The sequence below is a fragment of the Paraburkholderia sp. BR10882 genome (assembly GCF_040948855.1).
GTDB lineage: Bacteria > Pseudomonadota > Gammaproteobacteria > Burkholderiales > Burkholderiaceae > Paraburkholderia > Paraburkholderia nodosa_A.
The window spans coordinates 29,082-53,217 of the sequence record NZ_JBFPKP010000010.1 but is presented as its reverse complement, the minus strand read 5'-3'; the positions used below and the strand labels follow the sequence as shown (position 1 = coordinate 53,217).

Below are 24,136 nucleotides of genomic sequence, written 5' to 3'. Positions count from 1 at the left end.
GCTTTGTGGTTCTCACTCGGGCTCCGGCAGATTCACCAGTACAGCCTTTCGGATATGCCCAATGGAAAGCGCTACCGAATTTCGGTCAAATGCGAAGGCGGAGGCGGAACAATTCCGCCGGGGTTTGTTTCGTGCCTGCTGGCCTACTGCGAGGAATGCCGTCTGCTCATCCCCCGAGTTCCTGGAACGCATGCCCGTTCGCCTCCAAGTTCTTCAGCGTTTCAGCATCGAGCTCGCTTTGCCAGATGTGACCGGAAAACTGCCACTCTTTTGGGTCGGCAAGATCGGGCAAACCCATGCCTTTGCGCACATAAAGTCCTAGCGTCGGCTTGGCGAGATTGATATAGAAGTCGAACTCCTGCTGCTGTTGCGGTGCGGGGGTCGTTGGGGGTTGCTGCGGTTCCATGAGTCCTCCTCCTGGCGGTGTTGCGAGCACGCCGTGATGCGCATCCCTATTCTTTCCCGGCCTGGGTCAGCCATCGTTTTCACAAAGACGAGGACACATCTTTCGGGCGCAGCATACGCCGTTGGATGAGTAGCTTTCATGTCGATCGCCGGCTTTGCGGTCCTCTTAAAGACTCGATGAGCAATGCATCGATACGATAAGATACGTATTCCTATCTAAACCGTAGGAATGTACCCTCGCGTCGCCCCGACGTTCCCCCCCGCGGTGCATAGCCGGGTACGATTTTCACCAAAGAAACTTTGACACACGAGCCTCAGCAGAAGCTCCAGTCGGAAGCGCAACGCCACGCTCAAGCAGCGGCGGCCTCCCTCCCCGGAGCGAGGCCGCCGTACATCCGCTCGCACAGTCCAACGCTTGCACCGAGCTTCCTCGACAGTTCCGATGCGGCGCGCAGCATCACTGTCGCGATGTCGCCCGACGTACGCGCGGCGTCGAGCCGCGACGCCGGTCCGGAGAGCGTGAGCGCAGCCATGAACTTGTCGCCGGACCCGAAGATGGGTGCCGCGAATGCAGCCGTATGGAGATCGCGCGCCCCCGACGTGAAAAGCGGCAGCTCAGGCGTCGTGTCGAATATCGCTTCGCCGAGCCCCCAGAATCTCAAGACCTGACCGATCGCCGTATCGTCGAGCGCGAACACGGTGCCGGGCAGCCGCGTTTCGCGCAGACCTTCGGATGGCTCCGCGCGGAACAGGCAAAGGCGCTGCGAGTGATCGATGACGTAGTACGACGCACTCTCCTTCGTCGACGTCGCGAGCGCATGAAGTGCCGGCTCGACCACCGACGAAAGATGGAACGACTGCTCATAGAGCTTGCCGAGATACAGCACGCGCGGCCCCAGCGAATACGAGCCGCTGTCCGAGCGGATCACGTAGTTCATGCGCTCTAGCGAATTCATCAGGCGATAAACAGTCGTCTTATGCATGCCCGATGCTTGCGACAGCGCCGCGAGCGACAGCGACTCGGCACCCGGCTTGAAGATGTCGAGTAGCGAAAGCGCCTTCTCGACAGACTGCACCCCTTCGTTTCCCATCGTCCCCTCTCCAGTTTCTGTTGCTCGATTGTACATCGTACAACATTCTGCCCTGATGTTTTACCATGTACAACTGTGTTGTACATCGCGGAGGGTAAACGAGGATGGCAGGTGCGCCTTACGCACCGTTATAGTGATTTCACTTTGTACAACAGTGTTGTACCACGTGCAACGCAATCGAAGAGGTTGATTACCATGAGCGCATCTCCCAGCATCACGCCCGCCATCGTTCGCGACATCACGCGCGTCTCGCCCGAACTCGTCAAAGCCGCGTCGCAATTCCAGGCTGCCATTCTCGCCGACGTCGCGGGACGTCGCGGCACGCTGCATGGCCGCGTCAAGCCGGTCGCTCCCGGCATGAAGGTCGCGGGCCCCGCGGTCACAGTGGAGGTTCGTCAGGGCGACAACCTTGCCATTCACGCCGCGCTCGCCATCGCCAAGCCGGGCGACGTGATTGTCGTTGACGGCAAGGGCGACCTGTCGTGCGCGCTCATCGGCGAAATCATGACGACACAGGCCCACGAAAGCGGCCTCGGCGGCCTCGTCCTCGACGCCGCGGTGCGCGACTCTGCCGAACTGGCGAAGAACGGCTTTCCCGTGTTCGCCGCTGGCCTCAACCCGTGCGGCCCGACCAAAAGCGTGGCAGGCCGCGTCAATTTCCAGATTTCCGCGGGCGGCGCGACGATCAACCCCGGCGATCTCATCGTCGGCGATGCCGATGGCGTCGTCGTGATTCCGCGCGAGGACGTCGAGCGCATTCTCGTACTGGCGCAACAGAAGGTCGACGCGGAAACCGCGCGTATCGCCGCCATCCGCAAGCGCGAGGCGCTGCGCCCGGCGTGGCTCGACAAGGAACTGCGCGCAGCGGGCATGCTCGCCGAAGGCGAGGTCCTGTAATGAACGCTTCGACGCAAAAGCCGGCCCTTATCGTCACCGGCGCCGATCTCGCAGCGGAAGCGCTCGAGATGCTGGGCGACTTCGAGGTCGTATTCGCGGGCCGTCAACCGACAGAGGGCGACCTGGTTGCGCTCTGTGCCTTGCACAAGCCCGCTGCCATCATCGTCCGCTACGGGAAGATCAACGCGCGCGTCATGGACGCCTGCGGTGGCAACCTGCGGGTCATCTCCAAACACGGGAGCGGCATCGACGTCATCGACCAGACCGCAGCCGCTGAACGAGGGATCGCCGTGCGCGCCGCCGTTGGAGCCAACGCGGCGGCGGTTGCCGAACACACCTGGGCGCTCATTCTCGCCTGCGCGAACTCGGTGCCGCAGCTCGACGGGCGCATGCGTGCGGGCCACTGGGACAAGTCCACGCACAAGTCTCTCGAACTTGCTGGTCGCACCATCGGCCTCGTCGGGCTTGGCGCAATCGGGCGGCGTGTAGCGGCAGCCGCAACGGCATTCGACATGCGTGTGCTCGCGTTCGACCCGTACGCGAAGGAAGCTCCCGCCGGCGTTGCGCTCGTCAGCCTCGACAAACTCTTCTCCTCTTCCGACATCGTATCGCTGCACTGCCCGCTAACCGACGAGAACCGCAAGATGATCAATGCGCAAGCACTCGGCAAGTTCAAGGCGGGCGCGATTCTGGTCAACACGGCGCGTGGCGGCTTGATCGACGAAGCCGCGCTCGCCGAGGCGCTCTCGAGCGGCAAGCTGCTCGCGGCCGGCCTCGACAGTTTCGATGTCGAACCGATGCCCTCGCCCCATGTGTTCCAGGGCATCGCGAACGTCATTCTGTCGCCGCATATCGGCGGCGTCAGCGACGCAGCGTACGTGAACATGGGTAAGGGTGCGGCGGCGAATGTGATCGCCGTATTCGAAGAGCATACGCGCAGCGCTTTGCAGTCCTGATCGAAAACGCAGGTTCGAAATGTTCTATCTCAAGCAGCCGGAAGTCCGCCAGGCGGACGTGTTCACCCGCATGCCGGAGCACTTGCGCAAAGCAGGCGTGCAAACGGATTGGTCCAGAGCGAATCGCGGCGGGCAGCCGACCGACTCATTCCTTGAAGGTCCGGTCTGGAGCCCGTCCGCCCATCTCTATGTGACCGACATCCCGCACGGCCGCGTGTTCCGTATCTCCGCCGACGGCAAGTGGGAGCTCGTCGTCGAATACGACGGCGAGCCGAACGGCATGAAGCTCGTCGATGACGGCCACCTGCTCATCACAGATTACCGCAACGGCCTGATGCTGCTGGATATCGAACGCGGCGAAGTCACGCCATATCTCGAGCGGCGCAACACGGAACGCTTTCGCGGCGTCAACGACCTCACGTTCGACTCGAAGGGCAACCTGTATTTCACGGACCAGGGCCAGACGGGCCTGCACGACCCGACCGGGCGCGTCTACCGGCTCACGCCCGAGGGCAGGCTGGACATGCTGCTCGGCAACTGCCCGAGCCCGAACGGACTCGTGCTTTCGCCCGACGAAAAGGTGCTCTACGTGGCGATGACCCGCGGCAACTGCGTATGGCGCGCGCCGCTTCAGGCCGATGGCTCGGTGAGCAAGGTCGGCCAGTTCTTCACGTCGTATGGCCCGAGCGGCCCGGACGGCCTGACCATCGATAGCGCGGGAAGGCTCTTCGTCGCCAATCCGGGGCTGGGTCGCGCGTGGGTGCTGAATCACCTCGCAGAGCCCGAACTGATCTTGACCAGCCCTGCGGGCGCTTCGCTGACGAACCTGTGCTTCGGCGGCCCGGATATGAAGACACTTTTCATGACCGAATCTGTCTCCGGCACCGTGCTGAAGGCCGAGCTGGACATCGCCGGGCCCCTTCCCAAACAGGCAAAAACGCCAAACCAGGCGACCTGAAGAAAATTGCCGGCAGCGCGCAAACGCCAGCCGGCTTCGAGACAGCAAGTTGCATCGAGCAAAGAGCAACTGAGGAGCGCACATGCAGATCTCCCAATCCCTCCGCGAGGCGGTTTCGTCTACGGACAATAAGGATGCCGAATCGACTTATGCGTCGATGTCGGCCGCACAGCACGCTGAAAGCGAGCGCACGCTTGCGCGCGCGTTCCGGCGCATTCTGCCGTTCATTTTCGCGTGCTATGTGATCAGCTATCTGGACCGCACCAATGTCGGGTTCGCGGCGCTGACGATGAACAAGGATCTCGGCCTGACCGCGCAGCAATTCGGCGTGGGTGCGGGGCTCTTCTTCATCGGCTATTTCCTCTTCGAGATTCCGAGCAATCTGATCATGCAGAAAGTGGGCGCGCGTATCTGGATCGCGCGCATCATGATCACGTGGGGCTTGATCTCGATGGCGACGGCCTTCGTTGTCGGGCCGAAAAGCTTCGCCGCCGCGCGCTTTCTGCTCGGCATCGCCGAAGCCGGCTTCACGCCGGGCATCTACCTGTATTTCACGCAATGGTTCCCGGGCAAGTGGCGCGCGAAAGTCACAGCGGCCTTTCTCGTCGGCATTCCCGTTGCGAACATGATCGGCTCGCCCGTATCCGGCGCGCTGCTCCAGCTCGGCGGCCTGCACGGGTTGCGCAGCTGGCAATGGTTGCTGCTCATGGAGGGGCTGCCCGCGATTGCGCTCGGTATCGCTTGCCTCTTCATCCTCGCAGACCGCCCCGAAAAGGCCCGCTGGCTGAGCCGCGAGGAAAAGGACGTGCTCGCGCATCGCCTCGCGCTCGAACAGCGCAGTATCGCCGGCAAACACGGCTCCAGCCTGCGCGACGCCATGACGAACTGGCGCGTGTTCGTGCTCGCCTTGATCAACTTCTGCGGCATTGTCGGTTCGATCGGCGTGGGCCTGTGGATGCCGCAGATCATCAAGCAGTTCGGCGTCGGCCACGCAACGGTGGGCTGGCTCGCAGCCATTCCCTATGCGCTCGGCGCCGTCGTGATGCTCTGGTGGGCACGCCTCGCGAACCGTGCCGCACATCGCATTCCCTACGTGGCCGGTGCGCTCGTCATCGCGGCCGCCGCGCTCGCGATCAGCGCGATGCTCGACACGCCGCTCCTCAAGCTCGTCGCGCTGTGCGTGACCGTGAGCGGCATCCTGGCGTTTCAGGCGACCTACTGGGCGATTCCCTCCGGCTTCCTCACCGGCCGCGCCGCCGCGGGCGGCATCGCGCTGATCGTTTCGATCGGCAATCTCGGCGGCTTCGTCGGACCGTCGATGATCGGCGCCATCAAGGATATGTCCGGCGGCTTCACCGTGCCGCTACTCGCCGTGGCCGCCGTGCTGCTGCTCGGCGCGCTGACGATCGCATGGCTTGGCGACCCCGGCGCGGGCGTGGGAGAGGAGCCGAACGCCTGAATCATTTTTTCGCTTTTTCGTTGTCCGCTTCTCGCCAAAATCCGCACGCACTCAAACCAACAACCGGAGACACCATGCAGGAACACAAGACCTACACGACGCACGCCTTCACGCGCACTTCGCCGCGAGCTTTCGCGGCGACGGCAACGGCCGCGGCAGCAACGGCGGCATTCGCCCTCGCGCCGCAGGCCGCTCACGCCCAAAGCAGCGTGACGCTCTATGGCATCGTCGATGTGGGCATCGAGCACATCAACAACACGCCAGGCGGCGGCGCGACCACGCGCGAAGTGTCGGGCAATCTCTCAGGTTCGCGCTGGGGCCTCAAAGGCGTAGAAGATCTCGGCGGCGGCATGAAGGCTATCTTCACGCTCGAAAACGGCTTCAACGTCAACGACGGCACGAGCGCGCAGTCGACCAAGGGCCTGGGCGCGAACGCGGCGACCACCTCGCGCCTGTTCGGCCGCCAGGCGTGGGTGGGCCTCACGTGGCATGGCCAGCAGATCACCTACGGCCGCCAGAATTCGGTGCTCTACGATCAGGCCGTCGTGTTCGATCCGATGGGTGCATCCTCACGCTACTCCACGCTCTCCATCGACTACGCGACGGCGGGCCGCGTGGACAATTCCGCGAAGTACGTGGGCGCCTTCGGCCCCGTGAGTGTCGCTGCGATGTACAGCACGCGCTACGACACCGGCTACGGTAGCGAAGTGCCCGGCGCGCAACTCACGGGCCGCTACTTCGGCGGCTCGCTCACCTACGCGGGCGGACCGCTCGCCGCAAGCCTCTCGTACGAGCAGCGCAACAGCAACACGGTCGCGAACAACACTGCCACGGAGCGCCGCGCCACCGCCGCCGCAACCTGGCTCGTCGGCAGCTTCAAGGCGTTCGCGGGCTATCGCTACCTGCAGGCGTCGCGCGCCTTCCTGCCCGCGAATCCGATCGGCGCCGCCAACGGCTCGCAGTCGGGTGCGGCCAATCTCTGGTGGGCCGGCGCGAACTACGCGTTCACGCCCGCCTTCTTCGTGACGGCGGCCGCCTATTACCAGGACGTGCACGGCAGCAGCGCCGATCCGTGGATGTCCGTGCTGAGCGCCGACTATCTGCTCTCCAGGAGCACCGATATCTATGCCACCGCTGCGTTCGCACGCAACAAGGGCGGCTCCGCGCTCGGTGTGAACGGCTACGGCACGGTCGCGGCGAATTACGACCAGACCGGCTTCGTGGTCGGCATGCGCAAAAAGTTCTGAGCAAGAAAACCATGCAGATCGTCCCCGCCCCGCATCTTCCTGTTCGCGACGCCTGGCTCGCGTTGCATCGCGAAGATGCGCTGCTGCCGGAGCTTCCCATCGTCGATGCGCATCATCACCTCTGGGACCGGCAGACAGGCCGCTATCTCGCCGACGAGTTCCGGCAAGACATGGCAGCCGGGCACCGCATTGTATCGACGGTGTTCGTGCAGTGCCGCTCGATGCTGCGAACCAACGGCCCGGATGCCATGAAGCCCGTGGGCGAGGTCGAGTTCGCCAATGGCGTCGCCGCGATGTTCGCGAGCGGGACGTATGGCGCGATGCGCTGCTGCGAAGCCATTGTCGCCGGTGCGGATCTTGCGCTGGGGCATGACGTCGCTGCAGTCATCGAGGCGATGCTCGAGGTCTCCGGGGGCAGATTGCGCGGCATCCGCAACCCGTTGGCGTGGCACGCGGACGAACGGGTTCGCTCGAGCCCGGTGACACCGCCGCGCGATCTCATGCAGAACGCGGCGTTCATCGACGGCGTGCGCACGCTGGGCCGGTACGGACTCTCGCTCGATGTCTGGGTCTATCACACCCAGCTCGACGCGTTGTTCGAACTGGCGCGCCTCGCCCCGGACGTCACCATCGTCATCGACCACTTCGGCGGCCCGGTCGGTGTCGGTATTCACGCCGGCCAAACGACGCAGACGAGAGCGGCGTGGTCGGCATCGCTGCGGCGTCTCGCCGCCCTGCCGAACACACGGCTCAAGCTCGGCGGCGCCGGAATGCCCGTGTTCGGCTTCGACTTCGCCCAGGCCGAGCGTCCTCCTGCTTCGGAAACGCTCGCAGCCGCGTGGAAACCGTACTTCGACGTCTGCATGGAGCTATTTGGCGCCGAGCGCTGCATGTTCGAAAGCAACTTTCCCGTCGACAAGGGCATGTTCAGCTACACCGTCCTTTGGAACGCTTTCAAGCGACTCGCCGCCAGCGGATCGATGACGGAGAGGTCGGCGCTTTTCAGCCGCACCGCTACAACGACATACGGCCTCCCGGTACCAGGAGACGAGTAAATGAAAGTGAACACCCCTATCGCCGGCGGGGCGCCCGCGAGTACGAAGCGCGCCGGCATCCGCTCCGTGACTGCGCCTGAGTGGCGGGCGCTGTCTCTCGCGGGACTCGGCTGGACGTTCGAGAGTTACGACTCCTTCCTGCTCTCGCTCCTGCTGCCGACACTCGCCTTGCAGTTTGGCCTCACGAAAGGCCAACTCGCCGTGTTCACGAGCATCACGGCCGCCGGTCAGATCATTGGCGGCATCCTCTTTGGCTATGTGTCGGATCGAATTGGCCGCGTGCGCACCGCGCTGCTCTGCATCGGCATCTATTCCCTCTTTTCGGGCCTGCTCGCAGTCGTGCCGAACGAGCACTGGTTCGCCGTCACGCGGCTGTGCGGCGCGCTCGGCATGGGCGGCATGTGGACCGCCGGCGCGGCGCTGGTGGCGGAGACCTGGCACGCGAGCCGGCGCGGCAAGGGCGGCGCGCTCATGCAGATGGGGCTTCCCATTGGCGCGATCATCGCGATCAGCATCGCGGGCATCGTGACCGAACTGAATGGCGGATTGGGCGGTCAGGGCTGGCGCACGCTGTTCCTCATCGGCGCCGCGCCGTTCTTCATCCTCTTCTGGGTTGCGCGCAAAACTCCGGAATCTCCGATCTGGCTCGAGCGCAAGGCATCCGCACAGCGGGCCGCCGCCAGCCGGAACGCGCCGCGCGCACAGCTCAACGTCCGTGGCTTGCTCACAGCTTTCTTCTTCATCTTCTTTCTCCAGTACCTCTACTGGGGCGTGTTCACCTGGACGCCGACCTTCCTCGTCACGGTCAAGCACTTTGATTTCGCACACAGCCTGAAATTCGTGCTTGCACTGCAGTTCGGCGCCATCGCAGGCTTCCTGCTTTTCTCGGCGCTGGTCGACAAACTCGGGCGTCGCCCGATGTTCATCGCGTATCTCCTCGTGGGGGCGGTGGCGGTCGGCGTGTACATCGGCTCGGCGGAGCCGTTGTTGATTCTGTGCGCGATCTTTCTCACGGGGTTCGGCGTCAACGGCATCTTCGCGGGCGCCGGTCCATTCCTCGCGGAAGTGATTGGTGACACCGCTTCGCGCGGCTTCCTCATGGGCCTCGCCTACAACGGCGGGCGTCTCGGCGGCTTTATCGCGCCTCTCATCATCGGTTCGCTCGCCACCACGCCCAGTGGTTTCGTCGAGGGACTCGCGACGACGATTGTTGCCTTCGCAGCCGCTGCGGTCGTCGTTCTGTTTGCACCTGAAACGCGTGGGAAGACGCTCGCATGAATACGGCGGCACGTCAAAGTGCATTTTACGACCGGCTCTTCCCGGCGCTCGCGGAGCCCGCGCTGCGTCGCTACGCATGCGGGCAGGTGCTTTCCGTACTCGGCAGCTGGACCCAGAACATCACGCTGAACCTGCTCGTCTATCATCTCTCGGGCAAGGCCTCCGTATTGGCACTCCTGAATTTCCTGCTCTACGGACCTCAGCTGATCGTCGCACCCGTGGCCGGCTCGCGCATCCGCGCCGCGAATGCACGCCGCGCCACGCTCTGCGTACTTGCCACGTCATTGACGCTGACGTCGATCCTGCTCGTTCTGTGGTTGGCTGGCGCACTCGGCGTGAAGCTCATCCTCCTGCTCGCGCTGGCGATTGGCATTTCGAGCGCAATCGAGGCGCCGGCGCGGCAGCTCCTGCTCGTCAGCAGTCTGCGCAATCCTTTGCTGACGTCCAACGCGGTCGCCATGAACACGATGGTCTACAACGTCGGACGCATGGTGGGTCCGAGCATCGCCGGGTTCGTCTATCCGCTGCTGGGGCCGGCGGCGGCTTTCGCGATGTACGGGTGCGCGTTGTGCGTGATGGCGATGTGCGTGCGTTCGATCCACCCCGCCAATCTTTCGGCGCGTTCGCGCGCGGACGGAGGCGGACTCCGGAATGCCGTGGGCTACGTCCTCTCGGATATGTTTTCCGCTCGCTACCTTCCGACGCTTGCCTGCATGGGCCTTTTCGCTGCGAGCTATCAGACGCTGGTGCCGCTGCTTGCCGACCACGCCTTTCATAACGCGGCGCGCTATACGGGCATTTTCTTCGCCGCTGCGGGCGGCGGCTCGCTCACTGCTGCGATTCTGCTCTCGTCCGCGTGGGGGCCACGTGCAACCAGGGAGCTGCTCGCTTTCGCACCGTGGCTCGCTGTCACCGCGCTTTTCACGCTGGCGTTCACCAACGATGCCAGCCTTTCCGTGCCCGCTTTCTGCGTGCTCGGCTTCAGCCTCACGTTTTCAGCAACCTCTACAAACGCCACCATCCAGCAGCGGTGCCCGGACCACGTTCGCGGCGGACTCGTCGGCATGTACGGCATGGCCTACAACGGCACGATGCCGTTCGGCTATCTGCTCGTCGGTACCGTGTCCGAAGCGTTGGGCGTGCGTTCGACTTTCACGGCGATGGCGATCGTGCTCGCATCGAGTGTCGTCGCCATTACCGCCCTGCACCATTTCAAGCAACGCCGCACAGGCGCACAATAAACGCATTGGAGACGCGTATGAACATTTCCAGCACTGATTTCGCAACCGAAGTGGAGACCCGGACCATCAAGAAAGTCGTCCTGCGTCTCGTCCCCTTCCTCATGCTCTGTTACCTGCTCGCATTCATCGATAGAGGCAACGTCGGCATGGCTTCGTTGCAGATGAACAATGACATCGGTCTGTCTGCACAGGTATTCGGATTTGGCAGCAGCCTGTTTTTTGTCTCGTATTTCATCTGCGAAGTGCCGAGCAACCTCGCGCTCCAGAAGTTTGGTGCGCGTGTGTGGCTTGCGCGCATCATGATTACATGGGGCCTTGTTTCCGCCGGCACCGCGCTGGTTCGCTCGCCGTCGAGCTTCTACGTGCTGCGCTTTCTCCTCGGTGCCGCAGAGGCCGGCTTCTTCCCTGGCGTGCTCCTTTACCTATCGTACTGGATTCCGGCGAAGTATCGTGCGCGCATCATCGCGACTTTCATGGTCGCCATCCCGGCGGCAAGCTTTATCGGCTCGCCGATTTCCGCCGTATTGCTGCATATGGACGGATTCGCGGGCATTCGCGGGTGGCAGTGGCTGTTCATCCTTGAAGGCATCCCGACGGTCATTCTCGGCTTGATCTGCCTGAAACTGCTTACCGACAAGCCGACGCAAGCGACCTGGCTGAAGGATGATGAGCGCGAATGGCTCACGGCAGCGCTCTCGCAGGAAAAACGGGAACCCAAAAAAGTCGCTCAGATGCCCCTCGCGAAACTGTTCTGCAACCGCTACGTCCTCTGCCTCGCGCTCGTCGATGTATGCGCGTCGGGTGCGGGGAGCACGCTCTCGGTATGGCAGCCACAGTTGCTGAAGTCATTCGGGCTGACGGTCATGCAGACCGGCCTCTTCAATGCGGTTCCGTACGCGCTTTCCTCCGTCCTGATGGTCTATTGGGGACGTAGCTCCGACCGCCGCCAGGAGCGACGCTGGCACACTGTCATCCCCATGCTGCTGATCGGCCTCGGCCTCTTCGGCACGTCGCTGAGCGGCTCGCTCGGGCCAACCATCGTCATGCTCTGCGCGGTTCTCGTCGGCGCGTACGCCTTCAAGGGACCGTTCTGGGCACTGGCCTCCAGCATGCTTTCGAACAGCACGGCCGCAGCTGGACTGGCCACCATCAACGCCATCGCCAACCTGTTGGGCGGCGGCCTTATGGTCAACGTCTATGGATGGGTGAAGGGCGCAACGGGAAACTACGCGCTCGCGCTGATGCCGCTCGGCGCGCTCACCCTCGTCAGCGTCATCACGCTCGTGTTGCTCACGCGCCCCGGCTCGGGCAAGCAACTCCACAAGAACAAAGTCGAAATCGCCTGAGATGCAGACCACTCGCAGAAAGTTTCTCGCCGCGATCGGCGCGGCTGGAATTACGGCCAGCATGCGCGCGTTCGGCGCTGAAAAAGAAGTCTGGTCGACGGGTGTCAATCCGCCGTCGTTCAAAATGCCGGCAGGTGCTATTGATTGCCACATGCACATCTACGACGACCGCTTCCCCGTTGCGCCTGGCACTTCGCTTCGGCCGCCAAATGCGACAGTCGAGCAGTATCGACACCTGCAGAAGCGCCTCGGCATTCATCGCAGCGTTGTCGTTACACCGTCGACTTACGGAACCGACAACCGCTGTCTCATCGACGCACTTCGGCAGTTCGACGGCAACGCGCGCGGCGTAGCCGTCGTCGACACATCGGTGACCCGCGAGCAACTCGATGAAATGAATACGGCAGGCGTGCGGGCCATCCGCTTCAACCTGAGCTATCCAGGTGCCACGACCATCGACATGCTTGCGCCTCTCGCAGCGCGTATCGCGCCGCTGGGCTGGCACATCGAACTTGTCGTCCAGGGTGCCAGGCTGCCGGAACTCGCACCACGCCTGAACGCCTTGCCGTGCCCGCTGGTCATCGACCACATCGCGCACATCCCGCAACCGGACGGCCTTGGCTCGGAGGCAATGAAGGCCGCGCAGCGCCTCGTCGACAACGGGAAAACGTGGGTCACGCTCTCCGGACCATACGTGGACACAAAAGCCGGCGCTCCCGCCTATGCGGATGTGGCGCCGGTCGCCAAGGCCTTCATTGCGATGGCGCCCGACCGGATGCTGTGGGGAACCGACTGGCCGCATCCTACGGAAAAAGCGCGCAAGCCGGACGATGCCTTGCTGGTCGACGTCATGGCTTCGTGGATAGGACGAGCGGACTGGCAGGAGAAGATCTTCGTCGAAAACCCGGAGAGGCTTTATGGATTCGTGGGCGCAGAGTGAGCGAAACAAATGGTTGTGAGGGTGTACTGAGGCGGAACGGCCACGTCCGCCGCACGCTTTTTCGCGAAACATTGGGCGCTTTCCTCTGTCGATCGCGCACTGAGATTGCCCGGTTTGATGGACGGATTTGCAGTCGGCGATCTGCGGGAGCATCGTGGCGTCCAATACCTGCTTCCCCTCGCCCTCACCAAACCGGAAACACGACGTCTGGTTGCGGCGTAAATTCAATGCCCGAGTCGGGGCAGGATACGCGTCCCCTGACGGCAACCCGCTGTTTCAGATACGGCAGCAGGAGCGTGGGGGATGGTTCGCCCCCCTCTCCAAGAAGGATGTCGGACACCACCTTGTGGTTGCAGGGCGAGGTGGAGGGGCGATCCAGCATGATTGTCGTATAGTCACCCGGCGCATACTCCCCGCTGCCACGCTGGACAGTCCCGGTGATCCAGATGTCGTGTTGCAGGGGCAAAGTCGGCAGCGGCGGGCTGGCTGACATGGCGTTCTCTGACCATAACCCGGCAATCACAATTGCCGGGACCAAGGCACACAATCGTCTGTTCATGGTGCAAGCCTCTTGACGTCCAGTGACGCTCCCCTGCATGTCACGTTTTCCTTTCACTTCCCTGAAGCATGCCGCCGTGCGTACGTGCCTCACGACGAGCGTGTGCATACGGATCTCCAGTCCGTTGCGTATCTCGACTCTCAGCCGTTCCATTGAAGCACTCACCTTCGCGCGGGTACCGGTATCGCACCCTCCATGCGGTGCTCGCGCGAAAACCGCTCCGAACGCGGCGCTGAACGCTTCGTGGGACGGCACCGGGTGCACGGCGCCAACGACGGCATACCGTCGTGGCAAACGGTGCCCGCGGGGCAACCGCCCTGCCAACGGCGGCACAGGCTCGACGTGAACTGGTGAAACGTCAGCTACCCGGCGGCGATGCGCTCCGACAGCGTGCGCCGGGCACGCTGCGCAACCGCCTGGAAAACGCCGGACACGGCGACGATCGTACGGGGGACGTGCCCGAACAACGTAGTCGAAGCCGGGCGGAAATGAAGGCAGCTCATCGTATTCTCCTTCGACGCAGCAAGGAAGAGAACGGGCTTGCGCGCTCCAGTTCGCCTGCCATGCTGCGGGGCAAACAAATCGAAACACGCAGCATGCAACCGATCCATCACCGGGCACACTGCCAGAGCTGGATATAAGTTAGTTTCACTGATGAAAATTTTCAAGGTGGCGCGATGGGTCCCGCTCACCTGGACCCGACATCCCGGATTACCGGACGCTGAAAGCCGGCGTTGCCTGTCGGACGGATCGCGTCAGGATATCCGCCCGTGGCTCACGGAGGACACCACCTTTTCACGGTGGCGGGCCTGAGCGCAGCCGGGACCGGCTTGATAAAGACAGTCGTTCCACTGCAGCGGCCCCGGCATCGAAGGTGGCATCGCCGTAGGAAGCAGAATCCGGATGTGTGCCAGCGCAGGATGCGCCCGGATCTGGCGGCACAGCTCACACACCGGTCAGCGACATCGTCCGGTCCGTTATGATCAGATCGGTGGCTGGCGCAGGGCATGGTTGAGGGCCTCCACGCCTTTGTGTGCGCAGTGCACGCCGTACCCGTTCGAGGGTGAACATGAGGCAGTAGGCGTCGGGCAGTTCAGGCGGGTCGTTGACAGGCAGGATAGAAGGTATTCTGCTGGTCGGTGGACTTGTTTCCGCCAGGCGGAGCAAATTGCGTTCCCGGCTGCCATCCTGGTCATTGTCCATAGACGGTGCGAGGAAACGATAATGTGTCCTCCCACGCAGGTCTTTCGAAATGGTGTCACGCATTGGTACGGATCATGACCGATTCTCAAACGGGAACTACCCTGCAGGCCCTCGCCGGATTTCTACGACGGGAACAGGCGCGCCTGACGGAAAGATGGATGCAGGCCGTCGCTGCCGATGCCGACCTCATCGAAGCCGACCGGCTGACGTGGGAGCAGCTGGCCGATCACCTGCCCGCTATCCTGAGCGGCATCTGCATCGCGCTCGAAGAGCAGGATCTCCAACCAGTCGAGCGGGCCATTGAACGCAATGCGAGGCAGCACGGGAACGTGCGCTGGCAGCAGGGGTACCGCGTTGATGAACTCGTGCGTGAACTGGAGCTGTTCCGGCAGGAACTGGCCGCCGCCGTCCGGGCATTCGCGGCGTCCGACGACACGTTCACACGCGACCACGAATCCCGCGCCCTGCATCTGATCGACGAGGCGCTCAGCTTTGTCACCCTGACATCGATCCGCGAGGTCATCGGCGAGCGTGACCGGACCATCGCCGAATACACGAGCCAGCTGGAGCGTGCTAACGAGGAACTGCGTGAGCAGCAACGCGAGGTCGGCGAACTGTACCGGTCGCGCATGCAGGTCACGCGCGGCCTCGTGCACGACCTGCGCAACTTTCTGAACGCCTTTTCGATCGACCTGCAACTGATTGCGCGCGTTCCGTCCCGAGCCGAGGCCGGACTTGCGCTCGCGACCCGGCAGGCGGAGGACATGAAGCAGCTGGTCGACGAAATGGTGGAATATTCGGTTGTCGTCGGCGACAGCAGCCAGATCTGCATCGAGCCGGTTGATCTGCCCATGCTGTTTGACGAACTGGTCACGAACGCCCGTCCAGCGATCGAAGGAAAAGGCCTGCGTCTGTCCGCCTCGCTTGAGGCCGGACTGGTCCGTGTGCAGTCCAACCGCATCAAGCTCAAGCAGGTTGCGCTGAACCTGCTGTCGAATGCAACGAAATATACCCGCGAGGGGGGAATCGAACTGGTCATCGCGAGATGCGGTGACGGCCGGTGGTTCATGCGCGTGGCCGATACCGGTGTCGGCATTGCGCCGTCAGATACGGAGCGCGTGTTCAGGGAGTTCGAGCGGGCCGCCAGCGACGACATCCCGGGCGCCGGCCTGGGTCTGGCGATCGTCAGGGAGCTGTGCCACGCACTCGAGGGCGAGATCCACTTCGAGTCCCGCGAGGGTCAAGGCACGACCTTCGAAATCCGCTTTCCGGTCGACCTGAAGCCGCAAGGCTGACGCGGCGCCCGCCCGGCTCGTGATCCGAACGGATGTAAGCAGGGTGAGCGCCTTTCGGTCAGTGTTCCCGGCGGGGTCGATATCGCGGATCCAGCCCGACCTGCTCCGCAGGACGGCCTTCGGCCGACGCCTCACGTCCTTGTCGCGCCGGGGGCACACTCCGGCGGCTGCCACCGGCCCGTCTGCAGCCCTGTCACTGGATCGGCGGTGCGGTGCCCAGCTTTTCGGCCAGCATCCGCTCGTACACGCCGAAGTGCAGGTCCACTTCAGACTGATCGACTGCGGTAACGATCAGGGTGATCTGGTCCGGCAGGAGACCAAGCACGCCTGCGATAAACGTTTCGAGCTGCGGCGCGCATACCTTGTCCTTGGCGACGGTCGTCCCGATCGTGACTTCATAGTTTTTTTCCTGCCGGCAGACCACATCCACCAGGCGCGCGCGGGCGCTCATGTTGTTGTCGACCGCAGTCCGGATGACGTCCACCGCCTTACGCATTGCTTCCGTCGGAAAACCTTTGGTCGAGCGCAGACGCACGCGGTGCGGGCCCAGGGTCAACCAGTCGGTATCGAATTCCATCGTGTCCTCCGCTTGCTACATGTTTCCGCCGCGATGATATGAGCTGGCAAAATTTTTTCAAGGTGCACCGCTGCTTTTGCTCCTTGAAATCCTCGCAAGAGTACCTATCTTAGGATTCGCTCAGGCAGACGCGCGGGTTTCCGCGTCCCGTGCGCTGCGTGTTTCGATTGTTTGCCAGACGCTGGCAGGCGAGCTGGAGCGCGTAGGCCCGTTCGCCTCCTTGCGTCGTTCAAGGAGAACTGCATCATGAGCGATCTCTATTCTGGATCCGACCTCTTCAGCGAGTTCGACCGGCTGCAGCAGCAGATGGCGAGCCTTCTCGGTACTTTCCCCTCCAGTCTCCGGGCGAGCCGCTTCGGCACGTTCCCGCCCGTCAATATTGGCGCCACCGACGACTCGATCGAGATTGTCGCGTTTGCACCGGGCATCAATGCGGCGGAGCTCAACGTATCGATCGACAAGGGACTGCTGACCATCAGCGGTGAGCGCAAGCCGGCACAACCGGATACCGGCGAGGACACACGCGTTTATGCGCAGGAGCGCTTCACTGGCGCGTTCCGGCGGGTCGTCGAACTGCCGGAGAACGCGGACCCCGACAAGGTTCAGGCACGCTACGAGAACGGTTGCCTGTCGATCGCCATCGGCAAGCGCGAATCTTCGAAGCCTCGAGCCATCACAGTCCAGTAATCCAGGGAGCTGAAAATGAGCGATACCACCGAACTGAGCAGGCGCGACCCGTCAGCGGTCGCGCGCAGCGAAAGCCGGCCCTCCGCACGGCGGATGACGATTACTCCCGCTGTCGATATCTACGAGAACACCCAGGGCGTCACGTTGTGGGCGGACCTCCCCGGTGTTACCCGGGACAAGCTCGATGTGCGAGTCCATGACGGCAATCTCGCCATCGAGGCTGAGGCGGTTGTGCCGACACCGGCAAATCTGCGGCTGCAGCATGCTGAGGTTCGTGAGCCGCGCTTTGCGCGCACGTTCACGCTCTCCCCGGACTTCGATACCTCGAAGATCGAGGCGAGCCTGAAGGACGGCGTACTGAAGCTCACGATTCCGCGCCGCGACGAGGCGCGCCCGCGACGAATCGAAGTGCGGACGGGCTGAGGTCGGCGCGCGGGCAACGAAGCACCGGGTGGCGGCCTCGAGATCGTCGCGTTCGCGCCAGGACTCGATCCCGCCGCCATCAACGTTTCGATCGACAAGGGGGTGCTTGCGATCAGTGGCGAGCGCAAGCCGCCCGGACCTGAAGCGGACGATCAGACCCGCGTCTACGCCACGGAACGCTTCATGGGGGCATTCCGGCGCGTGATCGAGCTGCCGCAGCACGCGGACCCCGACAAGGTCACTGCGCGCTATGTGAACGGCTGCCTGACGGTGAGCGTCGGACGTTCCGAGGCGTCGAAGCCACGCGCCATCGCCGTCCAGTGAGCCGGGCGCAAATGGGGTACGTGAAAGCACGGAGGACATCATGAACGACAGCACTGAACTGGCCACCCGTGAGTCGCGCACTGACGTTGCCTCGCGCGAGGGTGCGCAACCTGCGAAGCAGCTGACCCGGATCTCACCTGCGGTTGACATCTTCGAGGACAGCCGCGGCATCACGCTATATGCCGACCTGCCTGGTGTGCCGCGCGAAAAGCTCGACGTGCGCGTGCAGGACGGCAGTCTGAACATCGAGGCCGAGGCAGTGATTCCCGTTCCATCAGGACTGCGCCTGCAGCATGGCGAGGTGGTCCACCCGCACTTCAGGCGCGCCTTCACGCTTAGCCCCGATTTCGACGCCTCGCGCATCGACGCCCAGTTGCGCGATGGCGTCCTGAAGCTCACCGTTCCTCGTCGTGAGAAGGCAAAGCCGCGACGCATTGAGGTGAACGTTGGCTAGGCGTATGCACAGGGGCAAGGCCGGTCATGCGGCGTGGACCGGGCGGCCCGCGCCGCGTGACCTGTCACGCGGAGGTATGTATGGACGACGTACGCAGCGAATGCTGGAGGGGCTTCGTGATCGAGACCCGCGCGTTTCCGGTTCGGCACTATGCGCTGCCTCATGCCGGCCGCGATACGTACGTGGCCGTCGTCCGCATCCGGCACGCGGAGCAGATGGTCGCGGACTGGCATCTGCCGCGCTACGCCCAGCACTGGGCAAGCGTGGACGAGGCGCATCGGGAGACGGTCGAGTACGCGATACGCGCCATCAACGCAGGCTGTCTGAACGACACGGGTTCGCCGGCGCGATTCCTCGCGTGAGCGCGCCGCGTTGCATGGTAGCGCAGCCCCTTTCCGGCTTGCACTACGTTTCGTTTTTCTGCAGGGGACCGCTGCTTTCGGGACCCTGCCTTACGGGAGAAGAAAATGCTCAGTCCACACGAATTTGCGACCCTGATGCTGGTTCGTCAGGCGCCGGACCAGCTCGACATGGACCGCGCCGAACTCGACGCGCTGCTCGAACGCCAGCTGGTCATGCTGGAACATTGCGCCGAGGGCGCACGCCGCGCATACCTGACCGGGAAGGGCCGAACGTTCCTCGACGCGCTTCACCCGGGCGACGCAGCCCGCCGAAGCCGGAAGACCGCCGGCAACGGCAGTGGGGAGAGGCCGGAGCCGTCCCTCGTGCCGGGCAGCCAACCGGCGGATATCGTGTTGCCGGGACATGCAGGCTGAATGGGTGTGCGATCACAACGCCTGGCTTGTCATCTCCGCGGTCGCGTGTGGGCGCGAGGTTACCGTGAAATTCTCCGGTAACCCCGGTGCGATACAGGTCGTCGTCGGGCGTCCAACCGATGGCCACCCGAGCGTGCAGGTCGGGGAATGACACGTGCTGCGCTTGACGGACTGGACGCGAATTCCGCGTGTCCGGTGATGTTTTGGAAATGATGCTCAGCTGGAGATGTCATATGCAAACGGACAAAGTCATCGAGTATCACGGCTGCGAGGTCCGGCCGGTGGTCACCGCCACCGGGAGTGGCCGTTACGCAGCCGCGGCCGTCGTCACCGACCGGGCGGGCGAAATACGCACGCTCGGTGTCGATGGAGATTTTGCCAACGCCCAGGAGGCACGCGATGAAGCGCTGGAGCTTGCCGTCGCGTGGATCCAGCAGCGCTCGGTCGTTTCAGACCGGTATGTCCGACGAACCTAGCCGCCAATCAGCAACTGCCGTCCGGACGCACGGTGAACAACGGCGGATTCGAGGGTCGATCCGAGTCCGGTTCGCCGTGCTTCCGGAACTGTTTGGGCACAAGCCACATCAAGGAAAAGAGAATGACAGATATTGCAGTCATCGATCCCGACGACGAAGACGCGCTTTATGAACGCATCCGGCTCCTGCTCTTCAGCGCTGACCTGCCGGTGCAGCGTCTGCAAGCCGACATCGACGACATCGGACGTTTCACCACGCCGAATGTGCGCTCACCGCATCTGCACCTGGTCGAGGCCATGCCGCCGCTTACGCCCGCTGCGGAAGCGATCGTGCGCGCCATGATCCGCGCATACGGCATGGAGCTGTTCGGGCGCGGCAGCGCGAATTCCGGGCTGCGTGCCTTGATCAAGGCTGGACCGGTCAAGTTTGGACAAACTGCCTTGATGCTGGGGCCTGACGCCCCTGTGCCGGTGCGTGCCCGTCCACTCGTCGAGGCGTTCAACCGAATTTTCGAGCGCTACCCCGAAAGCGGCTTCCCGCAGGCACGATACTTTCTTTCGGCTATTGGGCTGCCAGTCGGCCGCGACATGAATTCGCGAGTGCGTCGCTCGCTCCAGCGCAACTAGCACAGGCGTCGTACAGCCAAATATCCCGTGTCGGGAACTTCGCTTCATGTCATAGCGGTCACCGAAATCATCGGGCTGATGCGTCACTGGAAACCGATCAGCACGGAACTGGAGTGTATGCAGCGGAACGATTTTTGCTGGGCATAACGTTGCTCGCACCGCTTTGGTCTTTCGGCGGCCGGGGCCTCCGATGCGCAAGCGCGCAGGCGATCCATACCTCCGGTGTCATCGATGAAAACTACCGACGTATTGACGGCAGGATCAGGCGGCCATGCCGACCACTGCGTGCACTTCTATGAAGACGATGCGCCGCTGATCCGGCGCGTCGCGGACTTCGCGGAAGAAGGGCTGGACGCCGGCGGCAGCGCGATCCTGATTGCAACGGAGCCGCATCTCGCCGCGCTTCGGGCGCGCCTGAGCGGTCGCAGCGTCCGCGGCGATCCTGAGGCCCGCGAGTCGTCACTCGTCATGCTCGATGCGCAGACGACGCTCTCAGGTCTGAGCGTTGACGGCTGGCCGGACGAGCGTCTGTTCGATTCGACGGTCGGTGCCATTGTCGCCCGCGCTGCGCGACGCAGCGGACCCGTGCACGCGTTTGGCGAGATGGTCGCGCTGTTGTCCGCGCAGGGCCGGCATGACGCAGCCCTGCGGCTCGAGCACCTGTGGAACGCGCTGGGCACCCGGTACCACTTCTCGCTGATGTGCGCCTACCCGCAACGCCTCTTTCCGACTGGCGAAGAAACTGGCGTTTTCCGGCACATCTGCGACGCCCATACGCGCGTGCTGCCAGACGACATTTTCACCGCCGATTCGCCAGCGGAGGCATTCCGGCACACTGCGCTCTGGCGGCAAAAAGCGGGCGCCCTGGAGGCGGAAATCCTGCGCCGGCAGCGCGCCGAGCGACAGCGTGACGGCATGCTGATGAATTCACCTGTCGCCTCCGCACTGCTCGTCGGTCCCGATCATTGCTTCCGCCTCGCGAATCTCGCCTACGCGGCGCTGGCGGGTCATGATGACGTCATCGGTCGCCGCTACGCCGACGTGTTTCCCGGGGATCATGAGATCGTACAGGCGTTGCGGCGCGCGTTCGCGCGCGGCGAGGCGGTCGTCATCGACGAACACCGCCGTCACGGAGCCGCTGGCGCTGGGCGCGTGTTCACCGTGCACATCAATCCGCTGCATCCGGAAAGCGGCCAGCCTGTCGACAGCCTGATCCTGACGGCCGTTGACGTTACGGAGCATGTGCGTACGCGTGAACGGCTGGAACGACTGCATGCGGAACGGGCCACGCTGGTCGCTGATCTCGAGCAGGCAGGTCGCGTCAAGGATGAATTCCTCGCCATGCTGGGTCACGAACTGCGCAACCCGCTGGCACCGATTGTCACCGCGCTGCAGCTGATGCGGCTGCGCGGAGAAACGGCAGTGGCCCGCGAGCATTTGATCGTCGAGCGCCAGGTGGACCACCTCGTCCGTCTGGTCGATGACCTGATGGATGTTTCCCGCATCACACGCGGCGACGTGGTGCTGAAAAAGGAAGCCGTCAATGTTCGGGAGGCGATCGCGAAGGCAGTAGAAATGGCAAGCCCGTTGCTCGAGCTGCGCGGGCACGCCCTCGAGGTCGATATCGGGAGCGACATGATCTGCGACGCAGATCCCGTGCGCTTCGCGCAAATCATCAGCAATCTGCTTACGAACGCGGCACGTTATACCGATGCGGCGGGCAAGATAAGCGTAAGAGCTTCATGCGACGGTCAACATGTCCAGATCCGCGTACGCGATAACGGCATGGGCATCGCACCGGACTCGCTCACGCAAATCTTCTTGCCGTTCTATCGCGGCAACGCAGCCGACGGACGCGGTGCAGGCGGACTGGGGCTCGGTCTGGCGCTCGTGAAAAATCTCGTCGAGCTGCACGGCGGCTCGGTGCGCGCGACGAGCGACGGGCCCGGATGCGGCAGCGAATTCACCGTCGAGCTGCCGCGCGGCAACGTCGAACCGCTGCCTGCCGATGCGAAGGGCGGTATGGCGACTGTGACGGCAGCCGCGGGGCGGCGGGTCCTCGTGGTCGACGATAATGAAGATGCGGCCCTTGCGCTCGCCGAGTGGCTGCGGATCCATGGTCATATCGTAGAGACGCTTCATGATCCGGTCGCAGCCCTGCAATGCGCGCCGTCAATCGATCCTGACGTCGTCGTGCTCGATATCGGCCTTCCTGGCATGGACGGTTACGAACTGTGCAGGCGCTTACGCACCCTACTCGTCTCGCGGGCGCGCACGTACGTGGCGCTGACCGGCTACGGGCAGGACGGCGACCGGGCGCGCAGCCGCGCCGCAGGCTTCGATCACCACTTCGTGAAGCCGTTGCAGCCGCCCCTGCTTCTGGATATGATCCTGGCCTCGCCAGCAGGCAGGGAGCGAAAGTGATGCCATCTCGCCGAACATTGCGGTTCGTTCGCGCGCACACCGACGTTCATTCCTCACAGCCTGGGTCCTCGCCCCTCCGAGCCGTATCTGCAAGCTCGCCGGGAAATATCGCGGACGGCAAGGCGGCTCCGCGACGCACGCCGCCCGCATGGGAGCGTCCAATCGGGACGCCTCGGGACAGTACACGGTCTTCCGGCGCCCTCGCCTGTTACCCGCGCCCCGATCTGCGCGACTCCTCGCAGGCTTCATGAGTTTTAGTTTTCCTGAAAATCGACATTCAATGTGGTCCTTGAGTAAGTATTCCTATCTAAACCGTAGGAACGTACCCCCGCGTCGCCCCGACGAACGGACCTTCACGCACTCCCAATCGGGCTCTACCCGGTCTTCGGTTCAGTTGAAGTCTTTGTAGATTTATCGACTCGCGCCTGATTTGCTGGACCAGGTACCTGGCACGAACTCTCCTTCGGCGAAGAACCACGCCGACATCGTCCGTGCCAACTCGAGCACGACTTCCGCGTCGGTCCGGCCGGAGGACGCGCGCACGTGGAACGAATGATCTGCGTCGTCCACCACATGCAGCGTGGCGCGTGGCCCCAGTGTCTCGACGACCGACCTCAGCAGGTGAAGCTCGGCCAGCTTGTCGCGCGTGCCCTGCAGGAAGAGAATCGGCACCGTGACGTCCGCCAGGTGCCGTGCCCGCTCCACGCCGGGCGCGCCCGCCGGGTGCAGCGGGAATGCGACGAAAGCGAGGCCACGCACGCCGTCGAGCGGTGCGATGGCTTGGGCCTGGGACGTCATGCGGCCGCCGAACGACCTGCCGCCCGCGAAGAGCGGCAGGTCTGGCAGCCGCCGGCGGCCCTCTGCGACTGCTGCCTGCACGGCAGCATGTGCCACGGCCGGCGAGTCCACCCGCCTGGAGCCCCGCTCCATGTACGGAAACTGGTAGCGCAGTGTGGCGACATTGGCCGACGCAAGCGCGTCGGCCAATGTCGACATGCCGGCATGCTGCATGCCCGCCCCGGCACCGTGCGCGAAGACATACAGGGCTCGCGCGTCCTCCGGCACTCGGAGGAGCGCAGAGACCTTGGTGCCGTCGGGCAGTGCCAGGGAAAGCGATTCTGGGTCGTCCATGGTATTCAGGTCGTGTCGTTGTGGCCATTGCGCCGATTCTGCATCAAGCGGTGTAATTGCACGCCTGCATCATTGTCAGCGAACTGTTACGACACTGCAATCAGCGTCAAAGGAGGTTCTCGAAGGGCAGTTCATTTAAAGGGCGAAGCGGCCAATCGTCGCCACCGCTAATAATATTTAGGTATCCAATTTACTGAATGCAAACATATTGAATAGCATGCATTTTGGTTGCGTTCACGTGTGTTTAGGAGATGGTAGATTCGCAATCGAATCCTTCCGGGTTTCTTCTTGACAATTCGATCTGCCTA

General features: G+C 63.4%; 25 protein-coding genes and 2 pseudogenes. 21 read left to right on the top strand and 6 right to left on the bottom strand.

Features of this window, described 5'->3' with window-relative positions:
• Positions 1 to 15: 15 nt before the first annotated feature.
• Positions 16 to 141: pseudogene (locus AB3X99_RS24325) on the top strand (nitric oxide dioxygenase); the annotation flags it as partial.
• Positions 142 to 166: 25 nt separating this feature from the next.
• On the opposite strand, the gene AB3X99_RS24320 reads toward AB3X99_RS24325, so the two are convergent.
• A complete protein-coding gene (locus AB3X99_RS24320; RefSeq protein ID WP_368618396.1) occupies positions 167 to 406 on the bottom strand; it encodes a hypothetical protein in 240 nt (79 codons plus the stop codon).
• 349 nt (positions 407 to 755) lie between these two features.
• Positions 756 to 1,496, bottom strand: a complete 741-nt coding sequence (locus AB3X99_RS24315; protein ID WP_069266279.1) for an IclR family transcriptional regulator — start codon at positions 1,494 to 1,496, stop codon at positions 756 to 758.
• 195 nt (positions 1,497 to 1,691) lie between these two features.
• Between AB3X99_RS24315 and AB3X99_RS24310 the strand changes: the two genes are divergently transcribed.
• From AB3X99_RS24310 to AB3X99_RS24265, 10 genes are all read left to right on the top strand, one after another.
• Positions 1,692 to 2,393 (top strand): RraA family protein, encoded by a 702-nt coding sequence (locus AB3X99_RS24310; RefSeq protein ID WP_069266278.1) that lies wholly within the window; start codon positions 1,692 to 1,694, stop codon positions 2,391 to 2,393.
• On the top strand, positions 2,393 to 3,349 hold the full coding sequence (locus AB3X99_RS24305; protein ID WP_368618395.1) for a hydroxyacid dehydrogenase: 957 nt from the start codon (positions 2,393 to 2,395) through the stop codon (positions 3,347 to 3,349). Before AB3X99_RS24310 ends, AB3X99_RS24305 begins: the two co-directional genes overlap by 1 nt.
• Before the next feature lie 19 nt (positions 3,350 to 3,368).
• On the top strand, positions 3,369 to 4,307 hold the full coding sequence (locus AB3X99_RS24300; RefSeq protein WP_368618394.1) for an SMP-30/gluconolactonase/LRE family protein: 939 nt from the start codon (positions 3,369 to 3,371) through the stop codon (positions 4,305 to 4,307).
• Positions 4,308 to 4,389: 82 nt separating this feature from the next.
• Positions 4,390 to 5,766, top strand: a complete 1,377-nt coding sequence (locus AB3X99_RS24295) for an MFS transporter (protein WP_368602989.1) — start codon at positions 4,390 to 4,392, stop codon at positions 5,764 to 5,766.
• Positions 5,767 to 5,840: 74 nt separating this feature from the next.
• On the top strand, positions 5,841 to 7,013 hold the full coding sequence (locus tag AB3X99_RS24290) for a porin (RefSeq protein ID WP_368618393.1): 1,173 nt from the start codon (positions 5,841 to 5,843) through the stop codon (positions 7,011 to 7,013).
• 11 nt (positions 7,014 to 7,024) lie between these two features.
• The gene (locus AB3X99_RS24285; protein WP_368618392.1) at positions 7,025 to 8,068 is read left to right on the top strand and encodes an amidohydrolase; all 1,044 of its coding nucleotides are present in this window, start codon (positions 7,025 to 7,027) and stop codon (positions 8,066 to 8,068) included.
• Positions 8,069 to 9,346: an MFS transporter gene (locus tag AB3X99_RS24280; protein ID WP_368618391.1), complete on the top strand. Its 1,278-nt coding sequence runs from the start codon at positions 8,069 to 8,071 to the stop codon at positions 9,344 to 9,346.
• On the top strand, positions 9,343 to 10,587 hold the full coding sequence (locus AB3X99_RS24275) for an MFS transporter (RefSeq protein ID WP_368618390.1): 1,245 nt from the start codon (positions 9,343 to 9,345) through the stop codon (positions 10,585 to 10,587). The genes AB3X99_RS24280 and AB3X99_RS24275 overlap by 4 nt, the downstream gene beginning before the upstream one ends.
• Before the next feature lie 17 nt (positions 10,588 to 10,604).
• A complete protein-coding gene (locus tag AB3X99_RS24270; protein ID WP_368618389.1) occupies positions 10,605 to 11,933 on the top strand; it encodes an MFS transporter in 1,329 nt (442 codons plus the stop codon).
• A gap of 61 nt (positions 11,934 to 11,994) precedes the next feature.
• On the top strand, positions 11,995 to 12,873 hold the full coding sequence (locus tag AB3X99_RS24265; protein WP_368618388.1) for an amidohydrolase: 879 nt from the start codon (positions 11,995 to 11,997) through the stop codon (positions 12,871 to 12,873).
• Positions 12,874 to 13,057: 184 nt separating this feature from the next.
• On the opposite strand, the gene AB3X99_RS24260 is transcribed toward AB3X99_RS24265, so the two are convergent.
• Both AB3X99_RS24260 and AB3X99_RS24255 read right to left on the bottom strand, forming a co-directional pair.
• Positions 13,058 to 13,540: a hypothetical protein gene (locus AB3X99_RS24260; RefSeq protein ID WP_368602984.1), complete on the bottom strand. Its 483-nt coding sequence runs from the start codon at positions 13,538 to 13,540 to the stop codon at positions 13,058 to 13,060.
• 254 nt (positions 13,541 to 13,794) lie between these two features.
• Positions 13,795 to 13,935, bottom strand: a complete 141-nt coding sequence (locus AB3X99_RS24255; RefSeq protein ID WP_368618387.1) for a hypothetical protein — start codon at positions 13,933 to 13,935, stop codon at positions 13,795 to 13,797.
• 774 nt (positions 13,936 to 14,709) lie between these two features.
• Between AB3X99_RS24255 and AB3X99_RS24250 the strand changes: the two genes are divergently transcribed.
• Entirely contained in the window at positions 14,710 to 15,930 is a 1,221-nt protein-coding gene (locus AB3X99_RS24250; RefSeq protein ID WP_368618386.1) for a sensor histidine kinase, read from the top strand.
• 193 nt (positions 15,931 to 16,123) lie between these two features.
• Here the strand turns inward: AB3X99_RS24250 and AB3X99_RS24245 are convergent, their stop codons facing one another.
• Positions 16,124 to 16,507, bottom strand: coding sequence for a hypothetical protein (locus AB3X99_RS24245; RefSeq protein ID WP_368618385.1), 384 nt, complete (start codon positions 16,505 to 16,507; stop codon positions 16,124 to 16,126).
• Between the two features lie 246 nt (positions 16,508 to 16,753).
• Between AB3X99_RS24245 and AB3X99_RS24240 the strand changes: the two genes are divergently transcribed.
• From AB3X99_RS24240 to AB3X99_RS24200, 9 genes and pseudogenes are all read left to right on the top strand, one after another.
• Positions 16,754 to 17,194 carry an Hsp20/alpha crystallin family protein gene (locus AB3X99_RS24240; protein ID WP_368618384.1) on the top strand — a complete coding sequence of 147 codons (441 nt, stop codon included), beginning with the start codon at positions 16,754 to 16,756 and terminating at the stop codon, positions 17,192 to 17,194.
• A gap of 15 nt (positions 17,195 to 17,209) precedes the next feature.
• Positions 17,210 to 17,617, top strand: a complete 408-nt coding sequence (locus AB3X99_RS24235) for an Hsp20/alpha crystallin family protein (protein ID WP_069266266.1) — start codon at positions 17,210 to 17,212, stop codon at positions 17,615 to 17,617.
• Positions 17,618 to 17,653: 36 nt separating this feature from the next.
• Positions 17,654 to 17,941: pseudogene (locus AB3X99_RS24230) on the top strand (Hsp20/alpha crystallin family protein); the annotation flags it as partial.
• 40 nt (positions 17,942 to 17,981) lie between these two features.
• Positions 17,982 to 18,395, top strand: a complete 414-nt coding sequence (locus AB3X99_RS24225; protein WP_368618383.1) for an Hsp20/alpha crystallin family protein — start codon at positions 17,982 to 17,984, stop codon at positions 18,393 to 18,395.
• Between the two features lie 80 nt (positions 18,396 to 18,475).
• Positions 18,476 to 18,757 (top strand): DUF6566 family protein, encoded by a 282-nt coding sequence (locus tag AB3X99_RS24220; RefSeq protein ID WP_069266263.1) that lies wholly within the window; start codon positions 18,476 to 18,478, stop codon positions 18,755 to 18,757.
• Between the two features lie 105 nt (positions 18,758 to 18,862).
• A complete protein-coding gene (locus tag AB3X99_RS24215; RefSeq protein ID WP_256094838.1) occupies positions 18,863 to 19,171 on the top strand; it encodes a hypothetical protein in 309 nt (102 codons plus the stop codon).
• 233 nt (positions 19,172 to 19,404) lie between these two features.
• On the top strand, positions 19,405 to 19,647 hold the full coding sequence (locus AB3X99_RS24210) for a hypothetical protein (protein ID WP_069266262.1): 243 nt from the start codon (positions 19,405 to 19,407) through the stop codon (positions 19,645 to 19,647).
• 32 nt (positions 19,648 to 19,679) lie between these two features.
• Positions 19,680 to 20,273: a hypothetical protein gene (locus AB3X99_RS24205; RefSeq protein WP_368618382.1), complete on the top strand. Its 594-nt coding sequence runs from the start codon at positions 19,680 to 19,682 to the stop codon at positions 20,271 to 20,273.
• Positions 20,274 to 20,504: 231 nt separating this feature from the next.
• Positions 20,505 to 22,697, top strand: coding sequence for an ATP-binding protein (locus tag AB3X99_RS24200; protein ID WP_368618381.1), 2,193 nt, complete (start codon positions 20,505 to 20,507; stop codon positions 22,695 to 22,697).
• Between the two features lie 411 nt (positions 22,698 to 23,108).
• Here the strand turns inward: AB3X99_RS24200 and AB3X99_RS24195 are convergent, their stop codons facing one another.
• Entirely contained in the window at positions 23,109 to 23,828 is a 720-nt protein-coding gene (locus AB3X99_RS24195) for an alpha/beta family hydrolase (RefSeq protein WP_368618380.1), read from the bottom strand.
• Positions 23,829 to 24,136 lie beyond the last annotated feature (308 nt).

Bases quoted from the DNA above. Each gene is read 5' to 3' on its own strand.
- AB3X99_RS24320 (WP_368618396.1), bottom strand. From the start codon at position 406: ATGGAACCGCAGCAACCCCCAACGACCCCCGCACCGCAACAGCAGCAG.
- AB3X99_RS24315 (WP_069266279.1), bottom strand. From the start codon at position 1,496: ATGGGAAACGAAGGGGTGCAGTCTGTCGAGAAGGCGCTTTCGCTACTC.
- AB3X99_RS24310 (WP_069266278.1), top strand. From the start codon at position 1,692: ATGAGCGCATCTCCCAGCATCACGCCCGCCATCGTTCGCGACATCACG.
- AB3X99_RS24305 (WP_368618395.1), top strand. From the start codon at position 2,393: ATGAACGCTTCGACGCAAAAGCCGGCCCTTATCGTCACCGGCGCCGAT.
- AB3X99_RS24300 (WP_368618394.1), top strand. From the start codon at position 3,369: ATGTTCTATCTCAAGCAGCCGGAAGTCCGCCAGGCGGACGTGTTCACC.
- AB3X99_RS24295 (WP_368602989.1), top strand. From the start codon at position 4,390: ATGCAGATCTCCCAATCCCTCCGCGAGGCGGTTTCGTCTACGGACAAT.
- AB3X99_RS24290 (WP_368618393.1), top strand. From the start codon at position 5,841: ATGCAGGAACACAAGACCTACACGACGCACGCCTTCACGCGCACTTCG.
- AB3X99_RS24285 (WP_368618392.1), top strand. From the start codon at position 7,025: ATGCAGATCGTCCCCGCCCCGCATCTTCCTGTTCGCGACGCCTGGCTC.
- AB3X99_RS24280 (WP_368618391.1), top strand. From the start codon at position 8,069: ATGAAAGTGAACACCCCTATCGCCGGCGGGGCGCCCGCGAGTACGAAG.
- AB3X99_RS24275 (WP_368618390.1), top strand. From the start codon at position 9,343: ATGAATACGGCGGCACGTCAAAGTGCATTTTACGACCGGCTCTTCCCG.
- AB3X99_RS24270 (WP_368618389.1), top strand. From the start codon at position 10,605: ATGAACATTTCCAGCACTGATTTCGCAACCGAAGTGGAGACCCGGACC.
- AB3X99_RS24265 (WP_368618388.1), top strand. From the start codon at position 11,995: ATGCGCGCGTTCGGCGCTGAAAAAGAAGTCTGGTCGACGGGTGTCAAT.
- AB3X99_RS24260 (WP_368602984.1), bottom strand. From the start codon at position 13,540: ATGCACACGCTCGTCGTGAGGCACGTACGCACGGCGGCATGCTTCAGG.
- AB3X99_RS24255 (WP_368618387.1), bottom strand. From the start codon at position 13,935: ATGAGCTGCCTTCATTTCCGCCCGGCTTCGACTACGTTGTTCGGGCAC.
- AB3X99_RS24250 (WP_368618386.1), top strand. From the start codon at position 14,710: ATGACCGATTCTCAAACGGGAACTACCCTGCAGGCCCTCGCCGGATTT.
- AB3X99_RS24245 (WP_368618385.1), bottom strand. From the start codon at position 16,507: ATGGAATTCGATACCGACTGGTTGACCCTGGGCCCGCACCGCGTGCGT.
- AB3X99_RS24240 (WP_368618384.1), top strand. From the start codon at position 16,754: ATGAGCGATCTCTATTCTGGATCCGACCTCTTCAGCGAGTTCGACCGG.
- AB3X99_RS24235 (WP_069266266.1), top strand. From the start codon at position 17,210: ATGAGCGATACCACCGAACTGAGCAGGCGCGACCCGTCAGCGGTCGCG.
- AB3X99_RS24225 (WP_368618383.1), top strand. From the start codon at position 17,982: ATGAACGACAGCACTGAACTGGCCACCCGTGAGTCGCGCACTGACGTT.
- AB3X99_RS24220 (WP_069266263.1), top strand. From the start codon at position 18,476: ATGGACGACGTACGCAGCGAATGCTGGAGGGGCTTCGTGATCGAGACC.
- AB3X99_RS24215 (WP_256094838.1), top strand. From the start codon at position 18,863: ATGCTCAGTCCACACGAATTTGCGACCCTGATGCTGGTTCGTCAGGCG.
- AB3X99_RS24210 (WP_069266262.1), top strand. From the start codon at position 19,405: ATGCAAACGGACAAAGTCATCGAGTATCACGGCTGCGAGGTCCGGCCG.
- AB3X99_RS24200 (WP_368618381.1), top strand. From the start codon at position 20,505: ATGAAAACTACCGACGTATTGACGGCAGGATCAGGCGGCCATGCCGAC.
- AB3X99_RS24195 (WP_368618380.1), bottom strand. From the start codon at position 23,828: ATGGACGACCCAGAATCGCTTTCCCTGGCACTGCCCGACGGCACCAAG.